Source organism: Roseospira navarrensis (assembly GCF_009601025.1).
Classification (GTDB): Bacteria; Pseudomonadota; Alphaproteobacteria; order Rhodospirillales; family Rhodospirillaceae; genus Rhodospira; species Rhodospira navarrensis.
This window is the reverse complement of record NZ_WIVE01000055.1, coordinates 1-15,295: the sequence shown is the minus strand read 5'-3', so window position 1 is coordinate 15,295 and position 15,295 is coordinate 1. Positions and strand designations below refer to the sequence as shown.

Annotated in this window: 14 protein-coding genes; 12 read left to right on the top strand and 2 right to left on the bottom strand. The window is 62.2% G+C overall.

Going from position 1 to position 15,295, the window contains the following annotated elements; all coding sequences use genetic code 11:
- Positions 1 to 83: 83 nt before the first annotated feature.
- Both recD2 and GHC57_RS14745 read right to left on the bottom strand, forming a co-directional pair.
- Complete coding sequence (gene recD2, locus GHC57_RS14750) at positions 84 to 2,264, bottom strand: SF1B family DNA helicase RecD2 (protein WP_170294901.1); 2,181 nt, start codon at positions 2,262 to 2,264, stop codon at positions 84 to 86.
- The gene (locus tag GHC57_RS14745) at positions 2,261 to 2,701 is read right to left on the bottom strand and encodes a hypothetical protein (protein ID WP_153345598.1); all 441 of its coding nucleotides are present in this window, start codon (positions 2,699 to 2,701) and stop codon (positions 2,261 to 2,263) included. Before GHC57_RS14745 ends, recD2 begins: the two co-directional genes overlap by 4 nt.
- Before the next feature lie 274 nt (positions 2,702 to 2,975).
- Here GHC57_RS14745 and GHC57_RS14740 point away from each other — a divergent pair, with 274 nt between their 5' ends.
- From GHC57_RS14740 to GHC57_RS14685, 12 genes are all read left to right on the top strand, one after another.
- On the top strand, positions 2,976 to 3,896 hold the full coding sequence (locus GHC57_RS14740) for an HNH endonuclease (protein ID WP_153345596.1): 921 nt from the start codon (positions 2,976 to 2,978) through the stop codon (positions 3,894 to 3,896).
- Between the two features lie 528 nt (positions 3,897 to 4,424).
- The gene (tnpA, locus tag GHC57_RS14735) at positions 4,425 to 4,862 is read left to right on the top strand and encodes an IS66-like element accessory protein TnpA (protein WP_211369209.1); all 438 of its coding nucleotides are present in this window, start codon (positions 4,425 to 4,427) and stop codon (positions 4,860 to 4,862) included.
- Positions 4,859 to 5,206 carry an IS66 family insertion sequence element accessory protein TnpB gene (gene tnpB, locus GHC57_RS14730; RefSeq protein ID WP_153345594.1) on the top strand — a complete coding sequence of 116 codons (348 nt, stop codon included), beginning with the start codon at positions 4,859 to 4,861 and terminating at the stop codon, positions 5,204 to 5,206. Before tnpA ends, tnpB begins: the two co-directional genes overlap by 4 nt.
- Positions 5,207 to 5,275: 69 nt before the next feature.
- Entirely contained in the window at positions 5,276 to 6,922 is a 1,647-nt protein-coding gene (gene tnpC / locus GHC57_RS14725; protein ID WP_211369208.1) for an IS66 family transposase, read from the top strand.
- A complete protein-coding gene (locus GHC57_RS14720; RefSeq protein WP_153345592.1) occupies positions 6,919 to 7,521 on the top strand; it encodes a plasmid pRiA4b ORF-3 family protein in 603 nt (200 codons plus the stop codon). Before tnpC ends, GHC57_RS14720 begins: the two co-directional genes overlap by 4 nt.
- 121 nt (positions 7,522 to 7,642) lie before the next feature.
- Positions 7,643 to 7,978: a hypothetical protein gene (locus tag GHC57_RS14715; RefSeq protein WP_211369207.1), complete on the top strand. Its 336-nt coding sequence runs from the start codon at positions 7,643 to 7,645 to the stop codon at positions 7,976 to 7,978.
- A 441-nt stretch (positions 7,979 to 8,419) separates the two neighbouring features.
- Entirely contained in the window at positions 8,420 to 9,556 is a 1,137-nt protein-coding gene (locus tag GHC57_RS14710; RefSeq protein ID WP_153345589.1) for a tyrosine-type recombinase/integrase, read from the top strand.
- Positions 9,557 to 9,646: 90 nt separating this feature from the next.
- Positions 9,647 to 9,868: a MerR family transcriptional regulator gene (locus GHC57_RS14705; RefSeq protein WP_150497970.1), complete on the top strand. Its 222-nt coding sequence runs from the start codon at positions 9,647 to 9,649 to the stop codon at positions 9,866 to 9,868.
- Between the two features lie 127 nt (positions 9,869 to 9,995).
- Positions 9,996 to 10,400, top strand: a complete 405-nt coding sequence (locus tag GHC57_RS14700) for an MbcA/ParS/Xre antitoxin family protein (RefSeq protein WP_153345587.1) — start codon at positions 9,996 to 9,998, stop codon at positions 10,398 to 10,400.
- Positions 10,397 to 11,092: an RES family NAD+ phosphorylase gene (locus GHC57_RS14695; protein WP_153345585.1), complete on the top strand. Its 696-nt coding sequence runs from the start codon at positions 10,397 to 10,399 to the stop codon at positions 11,090 to 11,092. The genes GHC57_RS14700 and GHC57_RS14695 overlap by 4 nt, the downstream gene beginning before the upstream one ends.
- 21 nt (positions 11,093 to 11,113) lie before the next feature.
- Positions 11,114 to 13,243, top strand: a complete 2,130-nt coding sequence (locus tag GHC57_RS14690; RefSeq protein WP_170294900.1) for an N-6 DNA methylase — start codon at positions 11,114 to 11,116, stop codon at positions 13,241 to 13,243.
- Positions 13,244 to 13,245: 2 nt separating this feature from the next.
- Positions 13,246 to 15,042, top strand: coding sequence for a GmrSD restriction endonuclease domain-containing protein (locus GHC57_RS14685; protein WP_153345583.1), 1,797 nt, complete (start codon positions 13,246 to 13,248; stop codon positions 15,040 to 15,042).
- The last annotated feature ends 253 nt before the right edge of the window (positions 15,043 to 15,295 follow it).

Sequence of the window (15,295 nt, the reverse complement as noted above, 5' to 3'; positions counted from 1 at the left end):
GACGAGTGGGGCATGGACCGGGGGCGTCGCGGGAAAACGGTTGGTGCGAATGCAACCGATGGCCTCCGAGTCGGCCAGGATGGTCAGAGATTGCTCAGGATTTGACGCAATCGGGTCCACCGCCGCCGCCCAGAGGCATTCCGAACGGCGATGGCGACCGCCTTGCGCTGGCCGACAAGCACGACCAGCTTCCGGCCCCGGGTGACTCCGGTATAAAGCAGGTTGCGCATCAGCATGGGGTAGTGCTGGGTCATGACCGGGATGATCACCGCCGGGTATTCCGAGCCCTGGGCCTTGTGGATCGTCGCCGCGTAGGCCGGCACCAGGGCGTCCAGATCACCCAGACCATATTCCACACGCCGGTTATCGAAGAAGGCCACCAGTTCGCCGGCCTCGGCGTCCACGGTCTCGATGAAGCCGATGTCGCCGTTGTAGACCTCGCGGTCGTAGTCGTTCTCGATCTGCATGACCTTGTCGCCGTTGGCGAAGGTCCAGCCGAACTTCTCGATGCGGGCCGGAGGATCGGAATTGAGGGTCGCTTGAAGGTCGATGTTGAGGGACCGTGCGCCGACACCGCCACGGTTCATCGGGCAGAGGACCTGGATGTCGCGGATGGGATCGAGGCCGAAGCGAGCCGGGATGCGCGTTTTGACGAGCGAGACGATGCGCACCATGGCCGCCTCGGGATCATCGGCGGGCACGAAGTAGAAATCACTCTCGCCGTCAGGTGGGGTGAGGTCGGGGATGGTGCCCTGATTGATCCGGTGCGCTGTGGTGATGATCCGGCTTTGGGCCGCCTGGCGGAACACCTCGGTCAGGCGCACCACCGGCACCGCGTTCGACGCGATGATGTCGGCCAGCACCTGACCGGGTCCGACCGATGGCAACTGGTCGATGTCGCCGACGATGAGCAGCGCCGCCGTGTCCGGCACGGCGCGCAGCAACGCCTGCATCAGCATGACGTCGACCATGGAGCTTTCGTCGATGACAAGCAGGTCGCACTCGAGCGGATGGTCCGGGCCGCGCTTGAACCCGCCTGCCTTGGGGTCGACCTCCAGCACCCGGTGGATGGTGCGAGCGTCGAACCCGGTCGCGTCGCTCATCCGCTTGGCGGCGCGGCCGGTCGGCGCGCAGAGCAGCATGCGAACAGCCTTGGCGAAGAGGATGCGCAGGATGGCGTTCAGGATGGTGGTCTTGCCGACCCCAGGGCCACCGGTGATCACCAGCACGCGCGACACCAGGGCCAGACGCACGGCGGCCTTCTGGCTCTCCGCCAGGTCGAGCCCGATCCGGCCCTCGACCCAGGGAGTGGCCTTGTCGGGATCGATCCAGGGCCAGGGAAGCGGCCCTTCTCGCAGGGTCAGGAGCCGTTCGGCAATGCCCTGCTCAGCGCGGAACAGCCCGGCCAGGAAAACGCAGCGCGTCTCGCCCAGCATGGTCTCCACGACCGTGCCCTCGGCCAGTTCGTCCGCCAGCGCGCTCTCGACCAGGGCGGCGTCGACCTCGAGCAACGTCTGCGCCAGCGGCAGCAGTTCACCCATGGGCAGGCCGCAATGCCCCTCATCCATGGCCTCGGTCAGCGCGTAGCCGATGCCGGCGCGCACCCGGATCATGGCGGTCGGCTCAATCCCTAGGCGCATGGCGATCTGATCGGCGGTCTTGAAGCCGATGCCCCGGATGTCGCGGGCCAGACGGTAGGGGTTCTCGCTCATCACCTGGACGGCGTCCGCCCCATAGGTCTTGTAGATGCGCACCGCCCTGGCCGTGCCAACGCCATGGCTGTGCAGGAAGACCATGATCTCGCGCACGACCTTCTGCTCCGCCCAGGCAGCCACGATGCGACCGGCGCGGACGGGGCCGATCCCGTCGACCTCGCGCAGGCGCTCCGGGTCGCCCTCAATGATGTCGAACACCTTTTCCTTGAAAGCACGCACCAGCTTTTTGGCGTAGACCGGCCCCACGCCCCGGATCATGCCGGAGGCAAGGTACTTTTCGATGCCGTCGATAGAGGTGGGCGCTGACGTTTTCAGGAACCGAGCCTTGAACTGAAGGCCATGGGCGCGGTCGTTGATCCATTCCCCGCTGGCCGTCACCCACTCGCCGGCCGAGATGGTGGCGGCGTGGCCGACCACCGTGACCAGGTCTCTGTGGCCGCGCGCTTTGAGGCGCAGGACACAGAACCCGTTTTCGGCATTGTGGAAGGTGACCCGCTCGATCAGGCCGGCCAGCACCTCCCGCTCCGATGGGTCCGCCGGCCTGGTCACCGGCCGATCCGGGGGGTCTCGGGGACTTCGTCGGCCTCGCCGGTTTCACCATGGATGGCTTCGCGAATGAGACGTTCGGTGATCTCGGCGAGATAGCCGGAGAGCACGACGTCCAGTTCCTCGAACTCCGGCCAGAGGACGCCGTCGATGAAACTGGGCGGTCCCTTGACCAGCACCGTCTGGCGATGCATGCGGCGGTATCGATACGGGCGCAGGCCATAGCGGCGGCACAGGGCGACGAACAGGGAGCGGCCCCAGGGGTCCTGGAGGCTGAACTTGAACTCCACGGGCAGCTCCGACTCGACGGCCTCGCGCAGGCGGGCGCGTAGGCGGTCCGCTGCCGCCCCGGCGGCGGCCTTCTCGCCGGGCGTCGCCGCGCCGGCAAACAAGGCCTCGATCTTGCGCAGCTTATCGCGCAGGTCCTGGTCTGTGGTCATCGCTCGTCTCTGCCCGCGTTCCGTCGTCCTCCGGCCAGCGTGCCCGGTTCAGGCCCAGGTGGCGCATCACTCGACGAAGATCTCATCTTGCTCCCGTTTCGCCCATAAGCAACGATGGCACGATACCGGGAATGACAAACATCATGAATGGGAAGACTCTGAAAAGCGGACCATCAGCGCCGAAACGCAGGCGAGCACAAGTTCCGCAGGACACCCTGGTTCGCACCACAAGGCCCGGGCTGTCCGCTGCGATGCACGAGAGTACCGCCTGACCATGGCCATCAACCTCGTCATCGCCGTGACCGACGGGGACTGGTTCGACATGCTGCGCCAGCGGCCGCACCTCGGCGAGGTGAATTTCTGGGCCCCCTCGGCCTCTAACTTTCGCGCTCTACGGCCTGGCGAACTCTTCCTCTTCAAGCTTCACGCTCCACGCAATTTCATCGTCGGCGGCGGAATCTTTGCCTACGCCAATGCCTTGCCCTGTTCGCTGGCCTGGGAGGCCTTCACGGAAGCGAACGGCGCGCATTCGGCGCAGGACATGCGGGCGCGCATCGCCCACTACCGGCGGACCGCCCCAAATGACCGGAGCGACTTCGAGATCGGCTGTCGCATCCTCACCCAGCCCTTCTTCTTCGAGGAAGCTGACTGGATCCCCGTTCCCCCCAGTTGGGCGCCGAACATCGTCTCGTTCAAAACGTACTCGACGGCTGATGCCGATGGGCTGGCCGTTTGGGAGGCGGTGAATGACAGGCTCACCCGGCCGCAGTTTCCTGGCATGGCCGAAGACCAAGCCCGATTTGGCGGCCCCCATCTCATCCAGCCGCGCCTCGGGCAGGGCGCATTCCGCGTTTTGGTGACGGACATCTACCAGCGTCGCTGCGCCGTGACCCGGGAACGCACCCTGCCGGCGTTGGACGCCGCCCACATTCGCCCGTACGCTGACGGTGGGGCGCACGAACCCCAGAACGGCTTGCTGCTTCGCCGCGATGTGCACAGCCTGTTCGACGCGGGATACGTGACTGTTACCCCGGAGTTCCGCTTCGAAGTCAGTGGTCGTATCAAGGAAGAGTTCGAGAATGGCCGGGATTATTATGCCCTGCATGGCCGGGCCGTCTGCATGCCACCTGAAATGGCGCAACGCCCCGACGCTGGCGCTCTGCGGTGGCACAACGAGAACTGCTACAAGGGCTGAGGCGAGCAATGGTGACCCAGCGACGTTTCAACCGTTATGTCGGCATCGACTATTCCGGAGCCGAGACGCCAACGGCGAGCCTGAAGGGCCTTCGGGTCTATATGGCTGTCGCTGGCGGCGAACCGGAAGAGGTCCTTCCACCACCCAGTCCCCGCAAATACTGGACCCGCAAAGGCGTCGCCGCTTGGCTGGTTGAGAGGCTGTCCGAGGATGTTCCCACATTGATTGGCATCGACCACGCCTTTTCATTCCCCTTGCGGTATTTTGAGGTTCACTTCCTCCAGCCGGATTGGCCCACCTTTCTCGACGACTTTCAAGAGCACTGGCCCACTGATGGAGACCATGTCTACGTTGATTTCGTCCGACATGGGTCCGTGGGCAATGGGGAGGCCCGTATGGGCAATTCCCGATGGAAACGACTTACGGAAGAGCGGGCCAGGAGTACCCCTCCGGTGAAAACCGCTGACTTAGGGCGAGACGGCGGATGCGCAGTCTTGTCCACTGTGGCTATCCGTAGGGATAGAGACAGTGGACAAGGCGATGCGGTTGGAGATCGTGGAGACGGGCCGTCGGCGGCGGTTCAGCGACGCGGAAAAGGTCCGCATCGTGGAAGAGAGCTTCGTCGGCTCCCGGCAGGCTTCGGCGACGGCGCGGCGGTATGGGATCTGCACGTCGTTGATCTTCCGGTGGCGGAAACTGTGGCAGGAGAGCCGGCTTGGTGTTCAGCCAGCGGATAACGGCAGCGCGCCGGCGTTCGTGCCAGCGGTGATCTTGCCCTACAATCCGCAGACGTGCATCGACGAGGAACCGGAGGCCGCCCCGGCGCCGTCGGAGCCGCCGCCCAGGCCGATACCGCCCCATGACCGCATTGAGATCGTGGCCCCCAGCGGATACCGGGTGATCGTCGGCGCTGATATTGACGGCGACGCCCTGCGTCGGGTTCTGGCCGTGGTGGAAGCGCGATGATCCCCGTGCCGATGGACGCGAAGGTCTGGCTGGCCGGTGGCGTGACGGACATGCGCCGGGGCATGAACGGCCTGGCGCTTCAGGTCCAGGAAGGGCTCGGCCGCGACCCGCACGCCGGCGATCTTTTCATCTTCCGGGGACGGAGTGGTTCACTCATCAAGATCCTCTGGCATGATGGCGTCGGCATGTCCCTGTACGCCAAGCGGCTGGAGCACGGGCGCTTCATCTGGCCGTCTCCGGCGGACGGCGCGGTGGCGATCTCGGCGGCCCAGTTGGGCTATCTGCTGGACGGGATCGACTGGCGCAACCCGCGCCACACGTGGCGCCCGAAACGGGCTGGGTGAGGTCCAAAAACTCCTGGAATCGCTTAGAAAACGGCGGAATCGGGGGTCTTTCCGGGGTATACTCCGGGCATGGAAGACGCCGCTGACATCGCCGATCTTCGGGCTCGCCTGAACGCCGCCGAGGCCCGCGCCGCGGAGGCGGAAAGCCGCGCCGAGACCGCCGCCGCAGACCTCGCGCAGGCCAAGGCGGAGGCTGCCAGCACCGAGGCGATGATCGCCCATCTGAAGCTGGAGATCGAGAAGATGCGCCGGGCCCTGTACGGGCAGCGGTCCGAGCGCAAGGAACGCCTGCTGGAGCAGATGGAGCTGGACCTGGAAGACCTCCAGGCGACGGCCACCGAGGACGATCTGGCCGCAGAGGCGGCCGCGCCGACCACCACGGTCCAGTCGTTCACGCGCCGCAAACCGTCGCGCAAGCCGTTCCCGGAGCATCTGCCGCGCGAACGCATCGTCATTCCGGCGCCCGAGACCTGCGAGTGCTGCGGCTCCGACCACATTGCCAAGTTGGGCGAGAGCGTCACCGAGACCCTCGAGGTCATTCCCCGCCAGTGGAAGGTCATCCAGACGGTGCGGGAGAAATACACCTGCCGGTGCTGTTCGCACATCACCCAGCCGCCCGCGCCCTTCCATCCGGTGCCGCGCGCCTGGGCCGGCCCCAGCCTGCTGGCCATGATCCTGTTCGAGAAGTACGGCGCCCATCAGCCGCTGAACCGGCAGAGCGAGCGCTATGCCCGCGAGGGTGTGGACCTGAGCCTGTCCACGCTGGCCGATCAGGTTGGTGCCTGCACCCACGCGCTGAAGCCGCTCCACGACCTGATCGCCGCCCATGTGATGGCGGGCGAGCGCCTGCACGGCGACGACACCGTGGTGCCGGTGCTGGCCAAGGGCAAGACGGCCAAGGGCCGGGCCTGGGTTTACGTGCGTGACGACGCCCCGTTCGGCGGGCCCGACGCGCCGGCGGCCCTGTTCCAGTATTCCCGGGATCGGGGGCAGGACCACCCCGTGAAGCACCTGGAGGCGTGGGCCGGCCTCCTGCAGGCCGACGCCTATGCCGGCTATAACCGGCTGTACGATCCCGGTCGCGCACCGGGTCCCGTTCTCTCCGCGCTTTGTTGGGCACACAGCCGCAGGAAATTCTTCGAACTGGCCGACATCGAGGCCACCCGGCGCCGGGGCAGCCGGGCGCCGCCCCTCTCGCCCCTGGCCCTGGAGGCGGTGCGGCGCATCGACGCCCTGTTCGACATCGAGCGCGAGATCAACGGCCAGAGCGCCGCGCGGCGGCTGGAGGTCCGCCAGGCCCGGTCCCGTCCGCTGGTCGAGGACCTGGAGGCCTGGATGTGCGAGCAGCGGGCCAGCCTGTCCGGCCGCTCCGATCTGGGCAAGGCGATGGACTATATGCTGACCCGCTGGGAGGCCTTCACCCGCTTCCTGGAGGATGGCCGCATCTGCCTGACGAACAACGCGGCCGAAAGAGCGCTGAGGGGCCTGGCCCTGGGCCGGAAGTCGTGGCTGTTCGCCGGCTCCGACCGGGGCGCCGCGCGGGCGGCGGCCATGTACACGCTGATCGTCACCGCCAAGCTCAACGACATCGACCCGCAGGCCTGGCTGGCCGACGTGCTCGCCCGCATCGCCGACATGCCCCAGTCCCGCCTCCACGAACTGCTGCCCTGGACCTGGAAAGCGGCCCGCATGGCCCAGGGGAGCCTCGCGGCATGACGCCAGGCGCGCCGGTTGCCCGCATCAAGGTCGTTCTCGACGACGTCATGCCACCGGTCATGCGTCGGCTGGAGATCCCGCTGTCCCTCAGGCTGGACCGGCTTCACACCGTCCTGCAGGTGGCCATGGGATGGACCGACAGCCATCTCTGGGAGTTCCGCGTCAAAGGCATCGGCTTCGGCATCCCCGATCCAGACTTTGGCTTCGGCGACGGCCCCCTCGATGCCCGCAAGGCCAAGCTCAGTGACGTTCTCGAGGATACCGGCGCTAGGTCGTTCAAGTACCTCTACGACTTCGGTGACGGCTGGGAGCATTCCATCAGGGTCGAGCGCATCACGGCCGCCATCGACGGCGGCACCTATCCTTGCCTGCTCGACGCCTCCGGCCGCTGTCCGCCCGAGGGCATCGGCGGGCCCTGGGGCTACCAGGAGGCTCGCGAAGCCCTCGCGGATCCCACCCATGAACGCCACGACGAACTCAGCGAATGGTGGAGCGCAGACCGCCTCCAGGACGACACGATTGATATCGCCGCCATCGACGCGGACCTCGCCACGCTGGCGCGCCGCTGGACCAGAAAGCCGAGGGCGAAGAAAATGTAGTCGGCACCGCGCCCAGCCCACGCCCTCCACCACGATGTCAAGCCGTGGCGCCTGCGGTTCTCACCGGAGGCATACGGCCAGGACGGCGAAGTCCGTTTTTCACTTCGATGTGCAAGGCCAGGTGGCCAAATCCACCCACGCAGGTATCCCGTGGCTGCGCTTCATCCGGAACCAGGTCGGGGACCGTGTCCATTTCTGGCCCTTCGACGGCTGGGACATCCCGGAGGGACGGTCTGCCATCGCGGAGGTCTACCCGGCGCTCTGGTCACGGGGATTCTCCCGCAAAGACCGCACTGGTGACCAGCATGACGCTTACAGCGTTGCCGCTTGGCTGTCGCGTGCGGACCGGGACGGGACATTGCGGGCGGCCCTCGTCCCCCGGCTTTCGGCTGCCGACACCACCATTGCCCAGGTCGAAGGCTGGATCCTGGGCGTCGACGGGGCCATGGACCGATGATAGGCCGACGCTGTCGGAGCGGCTCACGGAAGGGAGACGCCCTGCCAGCCCCTACGCTCTCGCCGCTGGAATTTCGCTTTCGTTTGGTAGCTATTTGGTAGCTGAGCGGGGATTTGGGTGGTTTTGGGCGCATGAAGAAAGCCCGCCAAGTCATTGACTTGACGGGCTTTTTTATGGTTGCGGGGAGAGGATTTGAACCTCTGACCTTCAGGTTATGAGCCCCATGCAACACTATCATCGCCAACAATCGCCAATTTTTTTCATTATATTTTTCAATGTCTTGCGATGCTAGCGTCGTTGATAGCTATTGGCAATCATGGGCAAAACCTGATATCAAGTGCCCCTAAAGTGCCCCCAGAATACGGAGGTGCGACCTTCAGGTTTTCATCCATGGCAACCTGAAACTCACTGCCCCTACTGCCCCCAGACGTCAGGTTCACCATGGCAAACATTCAAAAACGGGAGCGTAAGTCCGGCACAGTCTATCTGGCCGATGTGCGCATTCACGGCTTCCCACGTCAGAAGAAGACCTTCAAGCGCCTCACGGATGCCAAGCTCTGGGCGCAGCAAACCGAAGCGGCGATCCGCAAGGGCGAATTTCAGAACGTGGTGTCCACGGCCCGCGGCAAGACGCTCAACGATGTGATCGAACGGTACCGGGACGATGTGTTGCCGTACAAGGCACCATCAACCCAGCGGGCAGAGACAACCTATCTGGCTTTCTGGGAGCGGGAGCTTGGCAAGTATGCCCTCTCCTATATCGAACCGCAGCTGATCAGCGCGAAGCTGCGTGAACTTGGCGAGGCCGGCGATGGTCGCCGGAAGGCCGATGACGGCGAAGCGGCCAAGCCCGTCAAAACTGCGCCGAAGAGCCGCAAGACCCTCAAGCACTATCGCGACACGCTGGCCCTGCTGCTCAAGCATGCCAAACAGTGGGGCTGGACGGCGGTCAATCCCATCGACGGGGTCAACAAGATCACGAAGATCAGGAACGAGCGCATGCGGTTCCTGGATGACGAGGAACGTACCGCCCTGCTCGCGGCCTGCAAGGCCAGCGAGAACGAGCACCTGTATCCCGTCGTCATCTTCGCCCTGTCCACGGGCGCGCGGAAGAACGAGGTTCTGTCACTGACCTTCGGCGATGTAGATTTAAAACGGGGTGTCGCTATCCTCCGCAACACGAAGAACGGGGATACTCGGACCGTACCAATCGTGACAGCCCTACAGAAGCTGCTTGCAGCGCATATGAAGCAGGTAGAGGCGCACTATGAGAAGCTCGACCATGCACCGCCCGCCAAGTGGCTGTTCCCGAGGCGGGACGGCATGGCACCTATCGACGTCCGCACGGCCTGGGAGAACGCAAGGGCCGCAGCCGGATTAGTAGATTTCAGGTTTCACGACATTCGCCACTCGACGGCCAGTTATCTGGCAATGAACGGCGCAAGCCTTGTGGAGATTGCCGAGGTGCTGGGGCACAGGACGCTTCAGATGGTGCGTCGGTACGCCCACCTGTCGGAAAGCCATGTGAAGGAGCTGGTGCAGAGCGTCAACGACAAGGTGCTGCCCGCCGAGCTGTAGCCCACCCCACACTTCATTGTTCGGCAAGCCGTTTTCGGCTATATGTAAGGTTCCTGCTCTTTATAGGCCCCTTATACCATGAGGTTTACCATGGTTGATTTTCGGGACCTGGCGACCGTGAAGCAGGTAGCGGTGGAAGCACCGTTCATCACGGAAGCCAAGCTGCGCTGGTGGATATTCCATGCGGAAACGAATGGATTGAAGCCTGCGCTGATCAAGATCGGTGGACGGGTTTACATAGACCGCGCCGAATTCAACAAGTGGCTGGAGGGTCAGCGTATGGCTCCGAAGGCTTTGAACGACGCGGCCTGACACGGCTTTCGACCTCGACCGAAGCCCCACCCTCGCGGTGGGGCTTCTTTCTTTTGGGCAACTTCACACTTGCGGTTAGTCTATATATGGACTATATATAGATCAGGAACCAAAATTGGAGAGTGTCATGCCTGCGCAAGCTCGTCCAGCAACAGTGATTGATCGTAAGGGCCTGTCTGGCCCTGCCCTGCGCACGTTCTTCCGCATCGCAGAGCTCTGGGAGCTGTCCGTTGACGATCAGATGACTCTCCTTGGCGTGACGGCACGGTCCACCTTCTTCAAGTGGAAGAAGGACCCGAACACTGTTCTCCCGAGGGATACCCTTGAGCGTATCTCTTACATCGTTGGGGTCTATAAGGCGCTGCAAATTCTGTTGCCGGATGAACAGGCGGCAGATGAATGGGTCAAGCGACCGAATGAAGCCCCTGTGTTCGCCGGCCAGTCGGCGTTGGACAGAATGCTGTCTGGTCAGGTGGCTGACCTGTTTGTGGTCAGACAATACCTCGATGCACAGCGAGGCGGCTGGGCATGACGGTTGCTGTTACTCAAATCGTTTGGAAGCCGTGCTGGAGGATTATCCCCAGCCGCTTTCCACCGATTGCGCTCTTCGAGCGGGTAACAGAACCGGATGATCTGGAAGCCATCTTTGAACTGGAGTCCCTGACCAACCCGAGGCTAAGGGATGAAGTCGGCGATATCCGCCTTGTGCCGCCCGAGGAAAGGATCAGCGGGCCGGGCACAAGTATCATTATGGCGGCCTTCACCCACCTAAACCCCGAGGGGAGCCGGTTCTCTGACGGCACGTACGGGGTGTTTTATGCCGCGAATAATCTGGAGACGGCTATCGCTGAGACAAAGCACCATCGCGAGCGCTTCATGCGCGCCACGAAGCAAGCGCATATGGAACTCGACATGCGGGTGTATGTGACGGACCTCAATGGCGAGCTTCATGATCTAAGGGGCCAGAAGGCAACCCAGCCACTTGTCTATCACAATGACAATTACGCAGGCGGCCAGCATTTGGGGAAGACGCTCCGCAAAGAGGGCTCGAACGGGATTGCCTATGACAGTGTGCGGCGCGAGGGCGGTGAGTGCGTTGCCGTGTTCCGACCTCGCCTGCTGTCGAACGGGCGGCAGGAACGGCATCTCTGCTACGTCTGGGACGGCAATCGGATAGCCTCTGTCTATGAGAAACGGGAACTCGGCAATGGCGGGGTTCAATAGAATGAAATTAGCGGGGGTCTCGTGAGCAATCTCAACATCAGCAACTTCATCTGGAACATTGCGGACGATGTCCTGCGCGACATCTATGTGCGCGGGAAATACCGGGACGTTATCCTGCCTATGACCGTTATCCGGCGGCTTGATGCGGTTCTGGAACCGACGAAAGACGCTGTCCTGGCCATGAAGGCCCAGCTCGACAAGGCTGGCGTTGCGAACCAGCACGCTGCGCTCTGCCAAGCAGCAGGTGAGGCGTTCTACAACACGTCTCAGTTTCGCCTCCGCGACCTCGCGTCAAAGGCCCGCCGTCAGCAATTGAAGTCGGATTTCGAAGCCTATCTCGACGGCTTTTCGCCAAACGTCCAGGAAGTGCTGGACAAGTTCAAGTTCCGCAATCAGATCCCGACGCTGGTCGATGCGGATATTCTGGGTTTCCTGATCGAGAAGTTTCTTGACCCTTCGGTCAATCTCAGCCCGAAGCCGGTCCTGCACCAGGACGGTAGCGAGCGGCTTCCCGGCCTCGACAATCATTCCATGGGAACGATTTTCGAGGAGCTAATCCGCAGGTTCAATGAAGAAAACAATGAGGAAGCCGGAGAGCACTTCACGCCCCGTGATGTCGTAGAGCTTATGGCCTTCCTCATCTTTAAGCCGATTGCTGACGATATCCAGTCAGGAACGTATCTGGTCTACGATGGCGCTTGCGGTACGGGCGGCATGCTGACCGTCGCCGAAGAAACACTCATCAAGCTGGCGACCGACCATGGCAAAGAAGTCTCGGTCCATCTGTATGGGCAGGAGGTGCAGCCTGAAACCTTCGCTATCAGCAAGGCCGACCTGATCCTCAAGGGGGAAGGCGCTGAAGCTGAAAACATGAAATACGGCTCAACGCTTTCAGCCGATGCGTTCCCCTCGCGGGAATTCGATTTCATGCTGTCGAATCCGCCCTATGGCAAGAGCTGGAAGTCCGATCTCGACCGCATGGGCGGCAAGAAGGACATCACCGACCCGCGCTTTGTCATCGAGCATGGTGGCGACCCCGAATACAGCCTCATCACCCGATCCAGTGACGGCCAGATGGTCTTCCTTGCGAACATGCTGAGCAAGATGAAGAAGGACAGCAAGGTCGGCAGCCGTATTGCAGAAGTCCACAACGGCTCGGCCCTGTTCACCGGCGATGCCGGTTCCGGGGAGAGTAACGTCCGCCGCTGGGTCATCGAGAATGATTGGCTGGAAGCCATCATCGCCCTGCCGCTCAACATCTTCTACAACACCGGCATCGCAACCTACATCTGGGTCCTCAGCAACAGGAAGGCCCCGGAGCGCAAGGGCAAGGTGCAGCTTGTCGATGCGACCGCGTGGTTCAAGCCGCTGCGCAAGAATCTCGGCAAGAAGAATTGCGAGCTTGGGCCGGACGATATCGACAAGATTTGCAGCGCGTTTCTGAACAGCGAAGAAAACGAGCAATCGAAGATCTTCCCCAATGACGCTTTCGGATACTGGAAAGTCACGGTTGAACGCCCGCTCCGCCTGAAAGTCGAGCTGTCAGAAAGCGCACTCCGACGTTTCGCCGTGGCCTGCAAGGATGCTGGTGAAGAATCGCTCATTGACGTTCTGGAGGCCGTTGCAGGCGATCTTGGACCTAGCCCGCATATGGATTTCAACGCCTTCATGGAGGCTGTGGAAACGCTGGCGAAGGCCCATGGCGTCCGCATGACGGCCAAGCGCCAGAAGCTGATCATGACGTCGCTCGGCACCAAGGATGCCGAAGCCGAACCCGTCATCAAGAAAGTGACCAAAGCCAAGGGCGCGGAGGAAGCCGATGCGCCCCTTTATGGTCGCTACCCGCAAGTAATTGATGGCAAGCCCGTTATCGTCGAATACGAACCCGATAGCGAGTTGCGCGATACAGAGCAGGTGCCGTTTCTGGAAGACGGCGGGATCGAGGCGTTCATCCGGCGCGAAGTCCTGCCACATGCACCCGATGCGTGGATCGAAGACGGCAAGACCGTCATAGGCTATGAAATCTCGTTCACGCGGCACTTCTATAAGCCGCAGCCTCTGCGGCCACTGGCTGACATCGAAGCGGACATCCGCGCCCTTGAAGAGGAAACAGAAGGTCTGCTCGAAGACGTTCTGACGGGAGGGCGCTGAGCATGGCAACGCAACGCTATTCTGTCACCCCGCACCCGATTGAAACGCTGCTGACCTGGGTGAAGTCAGGCGAGATCGCCATCCCCGAAATTCAGCGTCCTTTCGTGTGGGACGCGACGAAGGTCAGGAATCTGCTGGATTCGCTCTATCAGGGTTACCCTGTGGGGTATCTGATCGCATGGCGTGATCCATCCGTGCGCTTGAAGGACGGCTCAACCTCTTCCGGCAAGCGCATCCTGATTGACGGCCAACAGCGGGTAACCGCGCTGATGGCGGCGCTGTTGGGCCGCGAGGTGTTGACCAAAGATTATGAGACCGTCCGCATTCGCATCGCTTTCCATCCGGTGGAGGAAAAGTTTGAAGTCTCGAACCCCGCCATCCAGAAGGACGGGGCATGGATACCCGATCTGGCCGACGTTTTCTCGCCTGAGGCGAGCCTGACCAAGCTGACGCGGGACTATGTGGCGCGCAATCCGGAGGTCGATCAGGACACGGTGTCTATCGTTCTGGAGCGGGTCCGAAAGATCATCAACAACCATGTTGGCTTCATCGAACTAGCCGAAGACCTCGACATCGAAACGGTGACCGAGATCTTCATCCGTGTGAATTCGGCAGGCGCATCGCTGAGCCAGGCGGATTTCGCCATGTCGAAGATCGCCGCCAACGATAGCTACGGCGGCAACACGCTGCGAAAGGCCATCGACTATTTCTGCCATTTGGCCGTTGCGCCGGAGTTTCTGCCGCGCATTGAAAAAGGCGACAAAGCCTTCGCAGCCTCGGAATTCTTCCCGAAAATGCGCTGGCTGAAGGACGTCAACGACGACCTCTACGACCCGTCCTATACCGACATGCTGCGCGTGGCCTTCACGTCGGAATTCCGACGGGGCAAGCTGCAAGACCTTGTCGCCCTGCTATCGGGCCGAAACTTCGAGACCAAGCAATATGAAGAGGCGGTGGCCGAAGACGCCTTTGCCAAGCTGAAAACGGGCGTCCTTAACTTCATCAACAAGACGCATTTCGACCGACTGACCATGATCCTGCGCTCGGCCGGGTTCATCACCTCCAAGCTAATCCGCAGCCAGAACGCGATCAACTTCGCCTATATCCTCTATCTTCGTGGCCGTGCCGAAGGCATGCCGGCTGCGGACATCGAACGGCTGGTGAGGCGCTGGTATGTCATGTCGCTTTTGCGGGGGCGGTATTCAGGCAGCCCCGAGACAACCTTTGACTTCGATATCCGCCAGATCGAAACGCAGGGCCTTGCAAAATACACCGACGCGGTGATCGATGCCGAGTTGCCCGAGAGCTTCTGGACAACGCTGCTCCCACAGGAGATGGACACATCCTCCGGCTCCAGCCCCTATTTCCTCGTCTATCAGGCGGCACAGGCCAAGCTGGGCGACCTTGGCTTCCTGTCGCGCGACATCACGGTGCGGGACCTGCTGCTGAACCGCAGCGACGTGCATCACGTGTATCCCCGCAATCACCTGAAAAGCCAGGGCATGACTCGTGGGCGCTACAACCAGATCGCCAATTTCGTGCTGGCCCAAAGTGAGATCAACATCGGTATCGGCGACCGCGCACCAGAGGTCTATTTCGCGGAGATCGCAGACCAGTGCAACGGTGGCCCGAAGAAGCATGGCGGCATCACTGATCGGGAAGAACTGCGCGCCAATTTGGCCATGAGCTGCCTGCCCGAAAGCCTGCTCAACGGCGAAGCCCCGGACTATGACGCGTTTCTGGACACCCGGCGCAAGCTGATGGCCCAGAAGATCAAGACCTATTTCGAGGGGCTGTGAGATGCAGAATTTGAAGCCCTACCCCTCATACAAGCCTGCGCGTGTTCATTGGCTTGGAAACATTCCTGAGCACTGGGCAGAGAAGCGGGGGAAATACTTCTTTAGGGAGATCGATGAACGATCCGTTACCGGAGAGGAAGAGTTGCTGTCCGTTTCACATACCACGGGAGTGACCCGATTGAGCAACCTGAGGGATGGAAATTCGGTCTGAGGCGCTTCAGTCATCCCGGTTTTCCATGTTGATGTAGACGCG